At 57.3% G+C, this 17,772-nt stretch carries 15 protein-coding genes; 7 read left to right on the top strand and 8 right to left on the bottom strand.

Features of this window, described 5'->3' with window-relative positions; genetic code table 11:
• Positions 1-41: 41 nt before the first annotated feature.
• Entirely contained in the window at positions 42-2,222 is a 2,181-nt protein-coding gene (locus AC2FIS_RS17985; RefSeq protein WP_496774761.1) for a type IV secretory system conjugative DNA transfer family protein, read from the top strand.
• A 356-nt stretch (positions 2,223-2,578) separates the two neighbouring features.
• On the opposite strand, the gene AC2FIS_RS17990 is transcribed toward AC2FIS_RS17985, so the two are convergent.
• From AC2FIS_RS17990 to AC2FIS_RS18025, 8 genes are read right to left on the bottom strand one after another with little or no spacing between them, the layout of a single operon-like run.
• A complete protein-coding gene (locus AC2FIS_RS17990) occupies positions 2,579-3,646 on the bottom strand; it encodes a 3-hydroxyacyl-CoA dehydrogenase (RefSeq protein WP_496692114.1) in 1,068 nt (355 codons plus the stop codon).
• A complete protein-coding gene (gene bktB / locus AC2FIS_RS17995) occupies positions 3,643-4,833 on the bottom strand; it encodes a beta-ketothiolase BktB (protein WP_496774762.1) in 1,191 nt (396 codons plus the stop codon). Before bktB ends, AC2FIS_RS17990 begins: the two co-directional genes overlap by 4 nt.
• Complete coding sequence (locus AC2FIS_RS18000; protein ID WP_496692112.1) at positions 4,830-5,345, bottom strand: rhodanese-like domain-containing protein; 516 nt, start codon at positions 5,343-5,345, stop codon at positions 4,830-4,832. The genes bktB and AC2FIS_RS18000 overlap by 4 nt, the downstream gene beginning before the upstream one ends.
• On the bottom strand, positions 5,342-5,806 hold the full coding sequence (locus AC2FIS_RS18005; RefSeq protein ID WP_496692111.1) for a CoA-binding protein: 465 nt from the start codon (positions 5,804-5,806) through the stop codon (positions 5,342-5,344). The genes AC2FIS_RS18000 and AC2FIS_RS18005 overlap by 4 nt, the downstream gene beginning before the upstream one ends.
• Positions 5,807-6,208, bottom strand: coding sequence for a 2Fe-2S iron-sulfur cluster-binding protein (locus tag AC2FIS_RS18010; protein ID WP_496692110.1), 402 nt, complete (start codon positions 6,206-6,208; stop codon positions 5,807-5,809).
• Entirely contained in the window at positions 6,205-7,554 is a 1,350-nt protein-coding gene (locus tag AC2FIS_RS18015) for a selenium-binding family protein (RefSeq protein ID WP_496774763.1), read from the bottom strand. The genes AC2FIS_RS18010 and AC2FIS_RS18015 overlap by 4 nt, the downstream gene beginning before the upstream one ends.
• A gap of 3 nt (positions 7,555-7,557) precedes the next feature.
• On the bottom strand, positions 7,558-8,364 hold the full coding sequence (locus AC2FIS_RS18020) for an enoyl-CoA hydratase (RefSeq protein ID WP_496692108.1): 807 nt from the start codon (positions 8,362-8,364) through the stop codon (positions 7,558-7,560).
• 2 nt (positions 8,365-8,366) lie between these two features.
• Complete coding sequence (locus AC2FIS_RS18025) at positions 8,367-9,533, bottom strand: acyl-CoA dehydrogenase family protein (protein WP_496692107.1); 1,167 nt, start codon at positions 9,531-9,533, stop codon at positions 8,367-8,369.
• 183 nt (positions 9,534-9,716) lie between these two features.
• Between AC2FIS_RS18025 and AC2FIS_RS18030 the strand changes: the two genes are divergently transcribed.
• The 6 genes from AC2FIS_RS18030 to AC2FIS_RS18055 all read left to right on the top strand — a co-directional run bounded on the left by AC2FIS_RS18030 (position 9,717) and on the right by AC2FIS_RS18055 (position 17,771).
• The gene (locus tag AC2FIS_RS18030) at positions 9,717-10,637 is read left to right on the top strand and encodes a LysR family transcriptional regulator (protein ID WP_496692106.1); all 921 of its coding nucleotides are present in this window, start codon (positions 9,717-9,719) and stop codon (positions 10,635-10,637) included.
• A gap of 328 nt (positions 10,638-10,965) precedes the next feature.
• Complete coding sequence (locus AC2FIS_RS18035; RefSeq protein ID WP_496692105.1) at positions 10,966-12,450, top strand: ABC transporter substrate-binding protein; 1,485 nt, start codon at positions 10,966-10,968, stop codon at positions 12,448-12,450.
• An 82-nt stretch (positions 12,451-12,532) separates the two neighbouring features.
• Positions 12,533-13,480 carry an ABC transporter permease gene (locus AC2FIS_RS18040; RefSeq protein WP_496774764.1) on the top strand — a complete coding sequence of 316 codons (948 nt, stop codon included), beginning with the start codon at positions 12,533-12,535 and terminating at the stop codon, positions 13,478-13,480.
• A 4-nt stretch (positions 13,481-13,484) separates the two neighbouring features.
• Positions 13,485-14,372 (top strand): ABC transporter permease, encoded by an 888-nt coding sequence (locus tag AC2FIS_RS18045; protein ID WP_496692103.1) that lies wholly within the window; start codon positions 13,485-13,487, stop codon positions 14,370-14,372.
• Between the two features lies 1 nt (position 14,373).
• Positions 14,374-16,428 carry a dipeptide ABC transporter ATP-binding protein gene (locus AC2FIS_RS18050; RefSeq protein ID WP_496774765.1) on the top strand — a complete coding sequence of 685 codons (2,055 nt, stop codon included), beginning with the start codon at positions 14,374-14,376 and terminating at the stop codon, positions 16,426-16,428.
• A gap of 101 nt (positions 16,429-16,529) precedes the next feature.
• Positions 16,530-17,771, top strand: a complete 1,242-nt coding sequence (locus AC2FIS_RS18055; protein ID WP_496774766.1) for an alpha-hydroxy acid oxidase — start codon at positions 16,530-16,532, stop codon at positions 17,769-17,771.
• Position 17,772 lies beyond the last annotated feature (1 nt).

Below are 17,772 nucleotides of genomic sequence, written 5' to 3' on the forward strand. Positions count from 1 at the left end.
TGCGCCCCCTCCCCAACATTCTTGCCCTGAAGGAGAAAGCCATGAGCACCATACAGGCAAAGACCCACCTCCCCTATACGATTGCAGCTGGCGTCATCAGCATCCCGCTCTGGGCGGCGCTTTTGATAGCCTGGAAGGTGAATGGCGACATTGAGACATGGCGACCGTGGCTACTGCTCAGCCAGCGCAATACTATGCACCCGAAGGATTGGGATTTGGTTCTCTGGGGCGGTATCACCCTCGGGCTGATGACTGGCGCCGGCCTTGCCTATCTCTTCGGCGGCATGGTGTTTGGCGTCACCGCAACCGATGCCCATGGGGATGCGCGATGGGCCACGGCAAAGGAGATCCGCACGGCGCGGCTGGTCAGTGATTGGGGCCTAGTTCTGGGCAAGCTGGGCAAACCGGAGAGAAAGGCCCCGCACCTGCGCGCCCATACCGATGATCAAGGCACGGTGCTGGTCTCGGGCCCACCGCGCTCCGGTAAGGGCGTCGGTATCATCGTCCCCACCCTGCTCGATTATCCCGGCTCCCTGATCGTCTATGATGTGAAAGGCGAACTCTTTGAAACCACGTCGCGACGGCGGCTGGCAAAGGGTGACAAGGTTCGGGTCTTGTCTCCCTTCGATGTCCAGTTTCCCAACAATCCGGACGGCTCGCTTGTCGGCCGGTCACACAGCTTCAACCCGTTGATCGAAGTCGCCGCAATGCCGGACCTCGAAGACAGGCTTGTTCGGATCTCTGAAATCAGCGCGGCGCTGTTGGCCTCCAAAAGCACAACCGGCGCTGAGGTATCTTTGATGGAAGATGCCCAGGAAATATTTGAGGCCGCGGCGGCGATCGTTTGTAACGAGCCGGAACCCTCGCTTGGGCGCGCGCTGCAGGTGTTGACGCCGGAGGTCGCTGGTGACGATGAGGTTCCAGATTACAAAGCTATGTTTGCGGCCCTCGCCCCGCGCACGCCAGATCCTGTTTCGAAAGGCGCGATGCTGCGCATGGCAGGTCAGGACAACAAGCAATTGGGGATCTACCTGTCGGTCCTGATGGGTGGTGGTCTGAATGCCTGGCGCAACCCCGCGATCGTGCGCGCGACAAAGACTAATGATTTTGACTTTGAATCGATGCGTTGGAAACCGCAGACCTATTACATCTCGATTCCGGAGGCGCATAAGCAGGTGTCGCGGCCTTTGGTCCGTCTATTCATCCAGTGTGCCATCAACGCGCTGCGTCGACGGCTCATGGCTTCAGGCGAGGAATTCCTGCCGGTCCTGTTCCTGATCGATGAGTTTCATTCGCTGGGGAAAATGCAGGGCGTGCTTGATGCTGTGACCACCCTGCCCGGCTATGGTGGTCGGCTGTGCCTGGTCGTTCAATCGCCGGCCTCGCTGCGCGAACACTACGGACCTGCAGGAGAAGAGATCCTGACCGAGAGTTCGCATCTGCACGTCTGGCTCACACCCAATTCGGAAGAAACCAAGCAAAAGCTGTCCAAGGTGCTTGGCAACAAGACGGTTACGCAGAAATCCGTCTCGGGGCGCAACTGGTCGAAAGAGCCCGGTCGGTCTGAAAGCTGGTCGGAAAAAAGCCGGGCGTTACTGACCCCTGAAGAAATCGGCCGGTTGGGCAAGGAAGAGGTTATTATCACCGGCAAGGGTATATTCCCGATCCGGACAAATCGGGTGTCTTATTACAAAGATCATCGGTTCAAAGCGCTGAGTGACAGTCAAATGGGCAAGCCCTGGCCGGCGGTGCCCGTGGTCAAGGATGGAGTTGTGACCCGCTATGATGAGTTCCTGAAGGATGCCGGCTCGTCAAAATCGGCTGAGGCCGAAGAACCGGAACCTGAGCCTGTCGCCAAACCGCCCTTGTCACAACGTGCGGCCGTCACCGGACCACACTCTTACGATCCACCCGAGTATGACGGATATCTTGATCAAGGTGTGGCCGGCTACGGGTATTTCGAAGATCCGCGCGAGACTGCCGATGACGAGGAAACCGCCGAGGACCGCCAGCTGATGCAAGCCATGGAATCTGTGAAAGCACCAGGCTTCGCAGACAACCTCGGCAGTCTCTTGAACCTCGCACCGATCAACCCGGACAGTGAGCCCGAACTTGCCGATCTGGCACATCGGCTCTCACCTGACGAGCTGGTCAAAAGGCTGATGCCACTGTTCAGCGGCAAAAACGTGAAGATCAGTGGCCATTCGCTGCGTGGGGCGTAAACTGGCAAGAAGCGGAACATTGCGGACATCTCCCTTGCGGGTGCTCGCTGACGCAGCATTTGTTTGCAGGCGCAGTGCGAAGATTGCGGCATCACGGTGGATTTCACCGAACCAGACCTTCACCTGCGCTGATCCAGCTGGATTTCGAATCGTCCATTTGCCGCAGCAACGATCGATTACTAAGGAGCCAACACACCCGCCCTTTGTGATCGAAGTTATGGCTGACGTGGAGATCATTCACGAAAGGAGTATGCCTGAAGCTGCGACGCAGCTCGCCTCGCCGAAGCGGCTATGGAAACTCGTTTCGACCCGTAGAGTCCCAAAAGGCTCTCTTACTTCATCAACTCCCAAGTTTTCTAGGAAAGCTCCACTTGCGGGCAGTGAACCAAGTTGACGAGTCGGGTCACTTCTTGCTCACGAATGCCCTTCATCATTTCAATGGGACCTTTGGCAAAGGCAAAGGCTTCGCGTGCGCCTAGGTCTATGCTTTCAGGCTTAGCGATCTCCTCTTCCAATGCCTCCAATACTGCCAGAAATACCGCTCCCTTCAAACGGTCAGCGATTTGGTTGTACGCGTTAGCAGAAAGAGGTGTTCCGCGATCTGACAAATCCCAGCTATCATCAGCCTCTCCACATCTTTTCAGGCTGTCGGCAGGTGCATAGAAAGCGCCCAGCGAGGCCAGATTCCGCACAGCGGCGAGGTTGATCCCGGGTTTGACGATATTCATCACGAAAAAAGGACCGACGGGCACGCCAAACACCTCTTTTGCGACCTGATCAATCTGTGCCGGGTTTCCAAGACCATCATCCAGACAACGTGCTGCCTCGTTTGTGTAGGGGCAAAAGAACCGGTTGAGGGCAAATCCGATGTGATCGCTGCACTCGATCGGCTTTTTTTGGCACTCAGCCAGAAAGGACAGTACCGCCGCAATGGTATCAGATGACGTTTGGTCGGCTTTAATGACTTCCACAATTGGGTTGACCTCGGCCGGGCTAAAATAATGCATCCCGCAAAGCCGCTCGGGATGCGCCATTTCAGCACCGATATTTGCCACTTTTAGGGCGCTCGTATTGGTTGCCAGAATGGTCGAAGGGGAAACAGCTGCCTCAATCGCCTGAAAAACAGACTTCTTTACCAGCAGATCTTCGAACACTGCCTCGACTATCAAATCTGATCCAGCAGCATCGGACAGATTGTCCGACCTGCTCAACCGGGCTTGAGCTTCTGCTGCAGCACGACGGCTCATCTTTCTCTTTTCGACTTGACGGTTCAGGTACTTTTGGGCGCGAGCCAAAGCACGTTCCAGCGAGGCAGAAGATGTATCGATCAACATCACTTTGAAGCCCTCGCAGATCGCCGAAATGGCAATCCCGCTGCCCATTGTCCCGGCACCAATAACGGCAATACTGTTGATCGCCCTCATTTTGGCGCATCCGGGTTTTCGACGATCATGGCAATGCCTTGTCCGCCACCGATGCACATCGTGGCCAGGCCGTAACGCCCGCCCGTGCGACGCAACTCGTAGATCAGCTTGATCAGGATAATCGCTCCGGATGCGCCGATGGGATGTCCAAGCGCAATGGCACCGCCGTTTGGATTGGTGAATTCTGGGGGAAAGCCCAATTCCGCCGAGACAGCACAAGCCTGCGCCGCGAAGGCTTCGTTCGATTCTATACACGCCATGTCACCAACGCGCAGCTTGGCGCGCTTCAACGCCGCGGTCACGGCGGGCACTGGTCCCATGCCCATGACCCTGGGGGCGACACCGCCAAGGGAAGCGGCGCGAATAAGGGCCAGTTTGGGCAAACCTCTTGCGTCGGCGTGATCTTCGGCCGCCAAAACCAATGCGGCGGCGCCGTCATTGATACCCGAAGCATTGCCAGCGGTGACGGAGCCATTCTTTTTGAACGCAGGGCGCAGCTTCTCGAGATCTGCCAGCGAGACATCGCCGCGCACATGTTCATCTGTGTCGAAAGTGACTTCCTTGCGACCAAGCCTCACGCGAATTGGCAGGATCTGTTCTTTGAATCGCCCTGCTTTGATTGCCGCGGCGGCGCGCTGGTGGCTTTGCTGCGCCAGAGCATCCTGAGCACCGCGACTTACATCGCTGGCTTCGGCCACGTATTCCGCGGTCACGCCCATATGACCATTGCCGAACGGGTCGGTCAGCGCCCCGGTCATCATGTCAGTTGCGCCAATGTCACCCATCTTGGCACCGAAACGCGCGGCATTTATCAAATGGCCAACCCGGCTCATGTTTTCGGCACCGCCGGTCAGAACCACATCCGCATGACCCAGCATGATCTGCTCGGCCCCTGTGGCCACCGCCTGAAGCCCGCTGCCGCAGAGCCTGTTCAAGGTTAGTGCCGGAGCTGTCTCGGACATGCCAGCGCCGATCGCGGCCACGCGCGACAGATACATATCCCGCGGCTCAGTGTGAATGACATTGCCAAAAACCGACTGACCGACGGCAGAGGCGGCAATGCCGGAACGCGCGATAGCCTCTTGCGCGACCAGTGTGGCCAGTTCGCAGGGCGGTGTTTCAGCCAGTGACCCGCCAAAACTGCCAATAGCGGTGCGGGCACCTGAGCAAATTACCACATCTCTCATTTCGAACCCCCGTCGAGTGCGCCGCCTGCCTTTTTCCAAGCTGCAACGCCGCCCGTGAGGTTCATTACCGGTGACAGCCCCATTTCCATTGCTGCCTGCGCGGCGAGTGCAGAACGGCCACCCGATGCGCAGTAGAAGACGTAGGTTTTGTCTTGGTTGAGCGCTGGGATATGAGCGGGGCTTTCCAGGTCGATATGGAATTCCATCATGCCGCGGGACGACGCCACGGCACCGGGGATGGTGCCGGATCTTGCCTGTTCCGTCCCGTCGCGCAGGTCAACAAAGACATGAGCTTCGCTGTTCACCAGCGGCAGCGCGTCTTCGACGCTGATGGCGGGCACGGTGGCCAGCGCTTCTTTGACGAGGTCTTTGGCACTTTTCTGAATGGTCTGAGACACGGTGTCATCCTCTTGTTTCAGCAGCCGCTTCACGGTCTCGATCAGCGCCTCCAGAGGCCAGTCGAGCGGCGCTGCCCCGGGACAGCAGCAAGCGTGATGCGGGTACTCCCTCATATTTTCAGATCGAGCCGGGGCTTCCAGAACGGTCGGAAAAGCTCGATCTTGGGACAGCGGTTCATCACAACCTTGAGGCCCGCATCCTCGGCAAGCTTCGCGGCCGCGTCATCATAGACACCGATCTGCCCCCAGAGCACCTTGGCCCCGATAGCAATAGCTTTCTCGGCGAAGCCATACAGCTCTTCCTTGGGGCGGAACACTTCGACCATATCGACGCGGCGGTCGATCTCTTCCAGCGAATGGTAGACTTTGATGCCGCGAATCTCAGTGACATTCGGGTTCGGATTCACCGGCAGCATCTCATAGCCGATCTCGTGCAGCTGCCGCAGAACGCCATAGCTGAACTTGGTCTTGTCGGCGCTGGCCCCCACCATGGCAATGGTGTTGACGGATTTCAGAATGTCAGCCAGGTATTTGGGATCATAGTCGTAGATGTGATCGATATCTGCTTCAGGCATTTACGCCTCCTGTTCATTCTGCCCTATCGCTTCGCTACTTGAGGGCGGTGGCGTGGCGATATCCGCCTTCAGTTCATGAGGGTCCAGAGGGTCGAGAAATGGGTTGCGGTAGAGCGTGTCATGGCTTTCCACCCCGATCTCAAGCGTGATGTCAGTGGTTGCGCGCGCCACGCAGAGGATCACATAGCCATTTGCAATCTGGCGGTTGTTGAGCGCGACCTGACGGCGCTGGTCTACCTCACCGGCCGTCAGCTTGGCGGCACAGGTGATGCAGCCGCCATATTCACAGCCATAGGGCAGATCGACCCCCTGATCCCTCAGTTGCTCCAGCAGCGGACGGCGAGAATTGACCTGGAAGGTTGCGTTCTCGCGGTTGGCAAGTGTGACGGTATATTTAGTCACAGCCAGATATCGCTTGTGCAATCGCCGCCGGGATAGCGCATTTCGTGACACCGTGCGGGGCCGCCGGGTTCCTGGCCAAAGTCGACGATAAAGTCGGGATTCAGAGACATGCCACCGTTTTCGGGATCGCAATCAATCATCACCATCACGCCGCCCTTTTCACGGATCTCGGGATAAAACTGATTGTCCCAGGTACTAAACAGGCTTGTTGTTACATAGAGCCGCCGCCCATCGAGGCTGAGCTGGAACATCTGCGGTCCACCCGCCATCTCGACGCCATTCACCACCGGCGCCTTGCCCAAAAGCCCGCCCATGAAGACCTGTCCGGTCAGTTTGGGATTATGCGGGTCAGAAATATCATATTGGCGCATATCGCCGTGCAGCCAGTTGTTCAGGTAGAGATACTTGTCATCCATCGACACCAGAATGGCCGACATTACCCCCGGCAGCGGGATTGGCCAATCGGGGTGCATCTCATTCTCAACATCGATGATCTTTTCCCATTGCCACTTGCCTGCGTCGGCCTTCCACCAGTGAATGACATTGGAGGACAGTGCAGCCCCACAGAAGCCATGTGTACTCTCCGGATCATGATGGAACTTGACTTCCAGCGGGATCAGCCCGTCCTCACCCAGATAGAAGCTCTCAATCGGTTCGCGCTTTTCGAAGTCCCAGAAATGCAATTCGCGCCCGTATTTCAGGTGGCCGACCTCCTCCAGATCAAACCCCGGCATGAAGGTGTTGGGTGCGGCCCATTCGGAACTCACCATCACGTTGTGGCGCGGCTGGTACCAGAAATCATAGCCGAATTTGATGTCGCCCATCGAGTTTTCCCACCGGCCGATAATGTTGAAGTCCTTGTCCAGATGCAGATACCCGCCCGGCGCCTCACCCTTGGCGTTACCCAGAAACGAAATGATGATCTCGGAGCCCAGACAATGCACCGTATGCGGCCCCGAAAGATCGGCCTTGGCCTTGATCTCGGCCCCGTCGGTGATCTTGTGCAGCCGCGGCGCGCGCGGATCGGTGGCGGTATCGACAATGTGCAGTTTGTTCGACCGCACCCCGGGCAGGATAAGGTATTTGCGGCTCATCGAACCGTCGTCATGGCAGGACGAACAGGCGTTCCACCCCATGTGGTGCAGCTCATCCCCGATCCCTGGCATCTCAAGCCGGTGGATCACCTGGCTGTATGTCGGGCTTTCCGGGTCAACATCCACCGTGGCCAGATAATCGGGTTTCTGGATGCCCGTCCCGGTATAAATCGCAATCGTATAAAGCAACTTCTCGCGCGGTGCCTCAATCGCTGCTGCTGGCGATGCATAACCCGGTCCACAACATTCCATGCGCTATTCTCCCAATGGCTGCCATTGCGGCGCGCGCTTTTCGATGAAAGCCTCAATGCCTTCTTCGGCATCCGGCTTCATCATATTGGCGACCATGACCCGCGACGCGTAGCTATAGGCATCTTGCAGGGGCATCTCGGCCTGCTGGTAAAAAGCTTCTTTCCCGATCCGCAGCGTTGCCGGGGCCTTTGAGGCGATCTTGCTCGCCAGAGCGTCCGTCTCGGCCACCAATTCCTGGGGCGCTGCGATTTTGTTCAACAAGCCAAACTCGGCGGCCTGTTCGGCAGAGATCATGTCTCCGGTCAATAGCATCTCCATTGCACGCTTGCGCGACACATTGCGGCTGAGCGCCACCATCGGGGTCGAACAGAACAGGCCGATATTGACGCCTGGCGTGGCAAATTTGGCGTCTTGCGCGGCCACGGCCAAATCGCAACTTGCCACAAGCTGGCACCCGGCGGCGGTGGCTATGCCATGCACCTGCGCGATCACCGGCTTGGGGCAGGTCACAATAGCCTGCATCAGTCGCGAACAGGCCTCCATGGTTCTTTCAAAGAACCCGTGCCCTGCATCCTCGGACGCGCGCGCTGCGGTCAGCTCCTTCAGGTCATGACCCGCGCAAAACGCGGGCCCATTGCCTGCAAGGATAATGACATGAATGCTTTTGTCGGCACCAAGCGCGTATATTGCGCTGTGCAGCCGCTCCAGCATTGCAAGGGACAGGCTATTGCGCGCAGCCGGGCGGTTGAGCGTCAAGCGCGCAACATTGTTTGATGTTTCACAAATCAGGATATCGCTGCCAAATTCCATGATCAGCCCCTCAGCAATCCACGCGCGATCACCAGCTTCATGATCTCGTTGGTGCCCGCATAGATCCGCTCGATCCGGTTGTCGCGATACATCCGTTCCAGAGGATATTCCGCCATGACGCCATAGCCACCAAAGAGCTGCAGACAACGGTCGATGATCTTCGCCTGCAAATCTGTCAGCCAGTATTTGGCCATCGAGGCTTTCTCGGTGGTCAGCTTGCCTTCGATATGTTCGGAAATGCAGGCATCCAAAAAGGTCTTTGCAATCGTCGCTTCTGTGGCGCATTCGGCCAGAACGAATTGAGTGTTCTGGAAGTCGGCAAGTTTTTTGCCGAACGCGCTGCGTTCGCTCACATAGTCCAATGTGATACGCAGAGCCCGTTCGATCCGACCCACCGCATAAACGCCAATCAACAGGCGCTCTTGCGGCAACTGCTCCATCATCTGAACGAAACCCTGTCCTTCCTCCCGACCCACAAGAGCCGAGGCCGGAACGCGCATGTCATCAAAGAACAATTCAGACGTATCGTTTGATTTCATCCCCAGCTTGTCGAGGTTTCGTCCACGTCGAAATCCCTCCAACCCGTCGGTTTCCACCAGAAACAGCGAAATGCCGCGTCCGCCAGCCTTTGGGTCGGTTTTGGCTGCAACGATGATCAGATTGGCCAGAGCGCCGTTGGTGATGAAGGTTTTGGAGCCGGAAATCCGGTAGTGGTTGCCGTCTTTGACCGCTGTGGTCTTGATGTTTTGCAGATCTGAACCGGCACCGGGCTCGGTCATTGCGATGGCACCGATCAGATCGCCCGAGATCATGCGCGGGAGGAGGCGCTTTTTTTGATCTTCGGAACCGTAGTGAATGAGATAAGGGATCACGATCGAGTTGTGGAGACCACCGCCCCAGCCATCGATCCCGGCGAGGTTGCCTTGATAGGCGATCACCGCATCATGCGCAAAACTGCCCCCCAATCCGCCATATTCTTCAGGGACTTCCGCCCCCAGCAGGCCCATCTCACCTGCCTTTAACCAAAGACCGCGCGGAAATGATCCCTTTGTTTCCCAGTCCGCGTAATGGGGCGTGCATTCCCGTTCGTAGAACTGCGCACAGGCATCCGCCAGCATTGTCAGCTCTTCATCCATCCAGCGTGATGACGGCAGTTCTAGATCAGGCATGCGGGGTGCTCACTATCCGGCTGTGTTGCGAAAACGCTAGCCAGCCCCCAGTGGCGAAACAAATTCAATTTGATTTGCGAGTCATCCAAAAAACAAATGATTGTCCGGATTGCATAGATAAACCGGTTGAGTTTGACTTGGCCTGCGTTAGGTTTGCGGCGCGACGGATAGCGGGAACACCAGATGAATTTGCGCCAGCTTGAAGCCTTTCGTGCGACGATGCGATCAGGATCGATCACAGAAGCGGCTGAGATGATGCATATCTCGCAGCCCAGCGTCAGCCGTCTGATCTCGGATCTGGAACGGTCGGTGGGGTTCCCGCTTTTTCTGCGGGTCGGCCGCGGGCTGACACCGACGGTTGAGGCAAATACCTTTTATCACGGCGTCGAAGGCATGTTCATCGGAGTTGACCGGCTTGAGGATCTGGCAAATTCGATCCGTACATCCGCTGGCGGTGTGATCTCTATCGGGACCATTCAATCCGTTTCGACCTTTGAACTGCCGAAGGCGATAAACACCTTGTATCAGCGCTATGGTGATATCCGTTTCATGGTGCACACGCGAAACACGCCCGCCATTCTGAATGAAATCCAAATGCGACAACTCGATCTGGGCATCGTTGGCCGCCAACCTCCCTATGAAGGTGTCGAGACGCTCTATCAGGCTGCGGCGCCTTATGTTTGCCTTATGCCGGAAGAGCACCCGCTGATCGGACAGTCCGGTGCCGTGGATCTGGAAGAACTGGCGAGGAACGAGACCTTCGTGACGTTCGGTGGTGCGTTCCCGGATGACATGATGTCGATTGACAGCGCATTGTCGCAACGGCTTCAGGACGCATCCAGATTGTCGGCGACCAACATGCACGTCGCTGCTGCGCTGGTCAGGGAAACCGGTGTCTGTGCCATTGCTGACCCGTTTACCGCAGAACAAGCGGTTCGCATTGGGGGTGTCGCGTTTCGCCCGATTCAACAGGACCTGACATATTACATTTCCCTCGTCTCACCCGGCAGGGAATACCTGTCGCGCTATGCGTTAGAGCTCGTGTCCATCCTGTCCGACCGCCTCTCGCGCAGAGTCTCCACGGTGGAAAACTTCCTGCGTTGACCGCTTTGGCCGTCCGGACCCTCGGCTTTCGGCGCGAAAAAGTGGCGATCCCGGTCGAAATCGACACGCCCAATTCACAACCGTTTACATAGTCAACCCTCACGGAATTTCCCGAATGCATTCGATTTTCGAATGAGTGGCGCAATATTAAGTATTTGTTCGACAGGCATCACCGCAGAAATACTGGGTAATGAAAAGTCGATAAGGATCTGAACCAGGTTCACGTGTCGTCATAGAATGCGACGCTGTTTTCCGCAGGGGAGGCGGATCGGCGCCAAAAAACAAGATCCTTCTAACAGGACAGCATTCAATCAACGGGAGGAATACCATGAAGAACTTGTTTGGAATGACGGCGGCAACAGCCTTGCTCGCTGCATCCGTAACGTATGCCGAGCCTAGCGGGACTTTCCGGCAGGCGCATGAATATGGGTTTGGGGCGCAATCGAGCCTGGATCCGAGCTCAAGCGGTCGCGTCCGTCAGATTACCGAGAAGGTCATGAATCGATTGGTTCGCCCCGGTCTTGATGGCAAGCCAGCTCCGGATCTTGCGGTGAGCTGGTCATCCAATGATGATGCAACCGAATGGACCTTTGAGTTGCGGGACGGGGTCACATTTCATGATGGTACAGCCTTTGACGCCGCTGATGTCCTGTATTCCCTGAGTCGAATTCTGGACCCGGAGTCAGAGTCACCCGCCAAGTCGGCCATCAAGATGGTTCAGAGCGTTGAGGCGGTCAACGACCTGACCGTAAAGTTCACGCTTGATACGCCCTTCGCAGATATGCCGCTGCAGTTGCTGGACTATCGCTTACGGATCATTCCCGAAGGCTCGAGCGACAGCATTGCGTCAACGGGAATAGGGACTGGCCCGTTCAAGGTTGAAACGTTCGACGCCGAGGGCACCTCGGTGCTTGTCGCCAACACAGACTATTGGGAAGGCGAACCTGGTGTCGCACGCGTGGAAGTTATCGGTATTCCCGACGGTCAGGCACGTCTTCAGGCTCTGCTGGGTGGTCAGATTGACATGGAGCGGGGCATCACAACTCAACAACAAGTGATGCTCGCGGGCAGTGACAAATTTCAACTGCAGGAAATTCCGACAGGTGATTGGCAGGGCCTGGTTTTCCGCACGGATGTAGAACCTTACAACGATCCACGGGTGCGCAAGGCGCTTCGGTTGGTCGCGGACAGACAGGCCTTGGTTGATCTGGTTCTGGGCGGGGGTGGTGTCGTCGCCTGTGACGCGCCGGTTGAGCCGAATGACCAATATCGGGCCGACATGACTTGCGAGCAGGATATTGAAGGCGCCAAAGCTCTGCTGGCTGAGGCGGGGTATCCTGAAGGATTGGAAATTGACGTTCATGTTGCCACTCTGGAACCGACCTGGCCAACATTGGCGGTTGCCTATCAGGCACAGGCCGCAGAGGCCGGTATTAGGGTCAATGTGGTACAAACTCCGACTGACGGTTACTGGAACCAAGTTTGGATGCAGAAGGACATCTATGCGACGCGCTGGAATGAACGCCCTGCAGATCAGGTATTGCACGAGGTCTATCTGAGCACTGCAAGGTGGAATGAATCCTATTTCATGGATGCTGCCTTCGACCAGATGCTGGCCGATGCACGCCGTGAACTTGACTTTGAAAAGCGCCGCGATCTCTACGTCGCTGCGCAGGATTACCTGCAGGAAAACGGCGGCACCCTGATCCCCTATCACGTGACGCGCACTGTCGGTGTGGGATCCCGGGTCAAGAATTTGGACAATGTGAAAAACGACGCCGTGCGCTGGCACCTGATCACCGTCGAAGAATAAACGTCCAAACTCCCGGTGCTCCGCCCGGTTCTCTCCGGGCGGAGCATTTCCTTAGTGCCGAGGTCTAACGCTCATGCTGCGTATGCTCATCAGAAGACTGTTTCTTGGGTTCATCACCGTCGTCATCGTGTCGGTTATCATTTTTACCGGTGTTGAAATCCTGCCGGGTGATGCCTGCACGGCGTATCTGGAGCGCGACGCCCATGGCCAGCTGCTTGAAAACTGCCGTGAAGATCTGGGCCTGAACCGCCCTGCGGTTGAACGCTATCTGGAATGGTCGATGAATGCGCTGCAGGGAGATCTGGGTGTTTCCGCCAACGGCCAGGACAGTATCGCACAGCTGGTCAGTGCCCGTCTGGCAAATTCGCTTTTGCTTGCCTTTTGCGCCTTGGCAGTTGGTGTGCCTCTCGCGATCATCCTGGGCGTGATCGCCGGGCTGTCGCGGGATAAACCAATCGATCTGTTCGTCTCGACCTCGGCGATTTTCGCAATGACAATTCCGGAGTTTGTGTCCGCAACCGTCTTGATCCTGATCTTCTCGGCCTGGTTGGGGTGGCTTCCTGGGATAGTTTTGGTCTCTGCAGATGCTCCTGTCAGCGCATTCTTTCCTGAAATCATCCTGCCGGTGATCGTGCTGTCGATGGTGATGACGGCGCATATCCTGCGCATGGTTCGCTCATCCGTGATTGAAGTCATGAGCAGCGATTACATTCAGATGGCCATTCTGAAGGGCGTTCCCTACTGGCGCATAGTTTTCCGGCATGCACTTCCAAACGCACTCTTGCCCGCAATCAATGTGGTCGCTCTGACCATTGCCTGGCTTCTGGGCGGCGTCGTTGTGGTCGAGGTGGTTTTCAATTTCCCCGGGATGGGGCGGATGATGATCGACGCGATCTCTGACCGCGACCTTCCGGTGGTTCAGGCGCTCGCACTGATCGTGGCCTCTGTCTATGTCGGCGTGAACCTATCGGCTGACATTCTGACCATGATCGCCAATCCGCGCCTGCGAACCCTGTATACAAGGACGTAAACCCGTGACTGTCATCACCGTCATCCCGCAAACCACCGCCATGGGACGCCTTCGCAGCGTGCTTCGCGACGTGTTGAGCCGCCCATCCGGTGCGGTTGGTCTGTTCCTTGTTGTCTTTCACATCGTGATGGCCCTGATCAGCCCCTACATTGCCCCTTATGACTACAAAGAGATGAACGCGGCAATGATGCTGACCGGACCAGAAGCCAATCACTGGCTGGGGACGGATCATCTGGGCCGGGATGTCTTTAGCCGTACAATACAGGGCGGGCGCGAGGCGATGCTTGTGACCGGTATCGCAACGCCGGTTGCTGTTCTTTGGGGGGGAATGTTGGGCATTTTCTTCGGGCTGATTGGCGGACGCACGGATGAAATCCTGATGCGTGTTGTCGATGCCTTCCTGTCCCTGCCTTGGATCCTGAAAATGCTGGTGCTGATTGTGACCTTCGGAACGGGCATCGAGGTATTGATCCCGACACTGGCGTTTTTCTACGGCATCCCCGTCATCCGAATTGCGCGCGCCGCGACCCATGATGTTGTCGCGCGCGATTTCGTGTCCGCCGCGAGGGCGCGTGGCCAGACGCGCATTACAATCATGCGCAAAGAGATTTTGCCCAATGTCTTGGACACCTTGATGGTTGAAGGCGCGATGCGCTGGTCGTGGATGCTACTGGCTTTTTCTTCCCTCTCATTCCTTGGGTTCGGCGTATCGCCCCCAACGCCTGACTGGGGCCTGATGATCGCGGATGCGCGTGGCTTCATGTCCTTTGCGCCCTGGGGTGTGTTGGGGCCGGTCATCGCGCTCTCATCCCTGATCATTGGCATAAACCTGACGGCGGATGCCTTGGCAAAGGCGCTTGGCATCGACCGTGCACAGAAGGCTCCGGTATAAGATGGTGACCGCTCCTATCATTCACATTGACGATCTTTCGATCGGCTTTACAGGCCGGGCCGGTCGGACCCTGCCGGTTCTGCGGAATATCGATCTGGCTGTGCGCCCGGGTGAAACCGTGGGGCTGGTTGGCGAGAGCGGGTCCGGCAAAAGCACATTGGCGTTGGCCGCCATGGGTTTTCTCAAACGCGGTTTGCGCGTGCTGAACGGCTCCTGCCACTTTCAAGATCAGGACCTCTTTGCACTCGGTCGAACCCAGCTTGAGCGTTTGCGTGGCGGCAAATTGGGCTTGGTGCCGCAGAATTCCGGGCAGTCCCTGACACCAACGTTGCGGATCGGCGCGCAGTTGACCGAAGCGTTGCGTTTGCACAGCAAAATTGACCCGGCACGGCATCGTGACCGTGTGCTGCAATTGCTGGCGCAGGTACGTTTACCCGACCCGGAAGCGATTTTCACCCGCTTCCCGCACGAGCTTTCGGGGGGTCAACAACAGCGCGCCGCAATTGCGATGGCCTTGGCAGGAGAACCCGACGCACTTCTTCTGGACGAGCCGACTACAGGGCTGGATGTGACGACACAGGCCCATATTCTGGAGTTGCTTCGGGATCTGGCTGCCGAAACCGGCATGGCGATGGTCTATGTTAGCCACGATCTGGGGGCTATCGCGCAGGTTTGCGACCGGGTTGTTGTGATGTATGCGGGCGAGATCGTTCTGGAAGGGACAACCCGGCAGGTTTTGAAAACACCGACCCATCCTTATGCCCGCGGGTTGCTCAGTTCGATCCCCAAGTTAAGTGATCCACATTTGCCGACCGCGCTGCACGGCAGACCACCAGCACCTGGAGGTGCCGGAGACGGCTGTGCGTTTGTCGATCGCTGTGCCATCGCCAGTGCGATATGCCGATCCAGTCGTCCACCCCTCGAAGCGGGCCCCGATGGGGCTTTGGTCAGGTGCCATCACGCCGATCAGTCGCACCGCCTGTCGATGGTGCCCGGTGGCAAAATGTCTCGCGCCGCCAATCTGGACGCGGACCCGGTGTTACGTTTGCAAGATGTGGCGATCCGTTATGACAAACCAGGCCTCTTTGACCGCTGGCGCGCGCACTCGCCAAATAGACCGGCGACCGTCGATGACATTTCCATTGCACTCAAGAAGGGTGAAACCCTTGGGCTTGTGGGCGAGAGCGGCAGTGGCAAGTCGACCATCCTGAAAACGGCAGCAGGGCTATTGCCGCCCGCCCAGGGCACGATTGAATTCGGCAACGGTGATCCGCTGCAACCGGAAGTCGAAAAACGCGGCCCTGATCATCTGCGCCGCATTCAGCTTATCTTTCAGAACCCAGACGAAAGCCTGAACCCGCGCCACACCATTGCCGAGATACTCGAGCAACCCTTGAAACTGTATTTCGGGCTGTCCGGTCAGGCGCTGCACGATCGCAGCGCAGAATTGCTGGAGCGCGTTCGGCTTGGCGCGCATTACCTCGACCGCCTTCCCAGTCAGTTGTCGGGGGGTGAAAAGCAGCGTGTTGCGGTTGCGCGGGCCTTTGCGGCAGAGCCTGAACTAGTTCTCTGCGATGAGGTTACTTCGGCGTTGGATGTTTCGGTTCAGGCCGCTGTGCTGGACCTTCTCAACGATCTCAAACAGGATCAGGGCACAACTTATGTCTTTGTTTCCCATGATCTCGCGGTCGTGCGGGCCCTGTCAGACCGGGTCGCGGTGCTCTATCAGGGGCGGCTGTGCGAAATGGGACCAGCGGCGAATGTCTATGCAATGCCGTCGCATCCTTATACCGAGGTTTTGCTGGGGGCTGTATTGGAGCCTGACCCCGATGTCAGGCCAATGCTGAGCGCGGATGATGTTGTGGAACTGGCGCCGCCCGCACAAGGCTGCCCGTTTCAGCGCCGGTGTCCGCACAAGGTGGGGACGATTTGCGACACTGACGTGCCGCCGTGGCGCCAGAAACAGAATGGTCATGCCATTCGTTGCCACATAGCATTGGAACAGCTGGAGAAAATGCAGGGCGGCGATCTGGGAGCGGAAGCGATCAATGGCTAAGCTCAGAACTCACGATCCGTATGGAAATCAGCATCTCATAGAATTTTCAAATGCATCACGCATGAATTTCGATTGGAGGCGAATTTTCCAATCTGACAACAGTGTATCCACGCATGAATGCAGATCGCAGGACCAGGCCGATTTCAAAGACAGCTGACATAAATGCCAGTTTCAGCAGGCGCATTTTCTCGACCGAGGATGCCCGGTGCCATGCCCGACGGCGACAGCCGAAAGTCATCTTCGATTTCGTTGAAGGTGCGGCTGGTCGAGAGGTGGCGACGTCGCGCAATCAGTCGCGCTTTGACGAGATAACACTGCAACCCAAGGTCATGGAAAACGTCAGAGACCGGCAGCTAAGAAAGTCGATTCTTGGACAGGGCTTTGATCTGCCATTTGGGATTGCCCCTATGGGCATGTGCAATCTGTCCTGGCCGGGTGCCGATTGCGCTATCGCCGAGGCGGCAAACATGTTCAACATTCCCGTTTGCTTGTCGTCTGCGGCCTCAACCTCGATCGAAGACATGCGGGAGTGGGCCGGCGAGAATGCCTGGTTCCAGCTCTATGTCGGAGGCCCCGTCGAACAGGCATTGGAGATGGTTGAACGCGCACGAGCCGCAGGTTACCGCAACCTGATCCTGACCGTGGATGTCCCTGAAGTCTCTCGCCGGGTGCGGGATCTGAGAAACGGGTTTTCCATGCCGTTTCGCATCGGTCCAAGACTGTTTTGGGATTTTGCCACCCATCCGAGGTGGTCCGTGTCCACGTTGTGGCACGGTGCCCCGCGACCAAGAAACTTTGACACAGGCAAGGACGGCACCCGGTTTGACCGCAGCGCCAGCCGGGCCGGAGCCGATTGGGATTTCCTGGACCGATTGCGAGCGAATTGGCAGGGGAACCTGATTGTGAAGGGCGTCACGTCCGCACAGGATGCCCTGCGTATAAAGGCGGCCGGTGCTGATGCGGTCTATGTCTCCAACCATGGTGGGCGTCAGTTGGACAGTGCTCCGGCAGCGATTGATCTGCTCCCGGGTATCCGAAACGCTGTTGGGCCGGATTATCCGCTTTTGTTCGACAGTGGCGTTCGCAATGGCGAGGACATCGTAAAGGCGCTGGCCAAGGGGGCTGACTTTGTCATGATTGGCCGCCCGGCGCTCTATGCTCTGGGTGCAGATGGCTCCAAAGGTCTGAATGCGCTTGTTAAAATTTTTGCTGACGACCTGAGCCTGACACTTGCCCAGACAGGATTGAATGACATCTCGGCGGTGTCAGCCAGCATCCTGCATGGCGCCGAGGCCGGTTCCGCCGCCGAAAATGTGACCCAGATTAAATCCGTAGCAAAGTAAC

Source organism: Ruegeria sp. CDSB113, from assembly GCF_059611045.1.

What these genes read in the sequence shown, in the direction of transcription:
- AC2FIS_RS17985 (WP_496774761.1), top strand. Translation starts at nt 42, where the DNA reads ATGAGCACCATACAGGCAAAGACCCACCTCCCCTATACGATTGCAGCT.
- AC2FIS_RS17990 (WP_496692114.1), bottom strand. Translation starts at nt 3,646, where the DNA reads ATGAGGGCGATCAACAGTATTGCCGTTATTGGTGCCGGGACAATGGGC.
- bktB (WP_496774762.1), bottom strand. Translation starts at nt 4,833, where the DNA reads ATGAGAGATGTGGTAATTTGCTCAGGTGCCCGCACCGCTATTGGCAGT.
- AC2FIS_RS18000 (WP_496692112.1), bottom strand. Translation starts at nt 5,345, where the DNA reads ATGAGGGAGTACCCGCATCACGCTTGCTGCTGTCCCGGGGCAGCGCCG.
- AC2FIS_RS18005 (WP_496692111.1), bottom strand. Translation starts at nt 5,806, where the DNA reads ATGCCTGAAGCAGATATCGATCACATCTACGACTATGATCCCAAATAC.
- AC2FIS_RS18015 (WP_496774763.1), bottom strand. Translation starts at nt 7,554, where the DNA reads ATGGAATGTTGTGGACCGGGTTATGCATCGCCAGCAGCAGCGATTGAG.
- AC2FIS_RS18020 (WP_496692108.1), bottom strand. Translation starts at nt 8,364, where the DNA reads ATGGAATTTGGCAGCGATATCCTGATTTGTGAAACATCAAACAATGTT.
- AC2FIS_RS18025 (WP_496692107.1), bottom strand. Translation starts at nt 9,533, where the DNA reads ATGCCTGATCTAGAACTGCCGTCATCACGCTGGATGGATGAAGAGCTG.
- AC2FIS_RS18030 (WP_496692106.1), top strand. Translation starts at nt 9,717, where the DNA reads ATGAATTTGCGCCAGCTTGAAGCCTTTCGTGCGACGATGCGATCAGGA.
- AC2FIS_RS18035 (WP_496692105.1), top strand. Translation starts at nt 10,966, where the DNA reads ATGAAGAACTTGTTTGGAATGACGGCGGCAACAGCCTTGCTCGCTGCA.
- AC2FIS_RS18040 (WP_496774764.1), top strand. Translation starts at nt 12,533, where the DNA reads ATGCTCATCAGAAGACTGTTTCTTGGGTTCATCACCGTCGTCATCGTG.
- AC2FIS_RS18050 (WP_496774765.1), top strand. Translation starts at nt 14,374, where the DNA reads ATGGTGACCGCTCCTATCATTCACATTGACGATCTTTCGATCGGCTTT.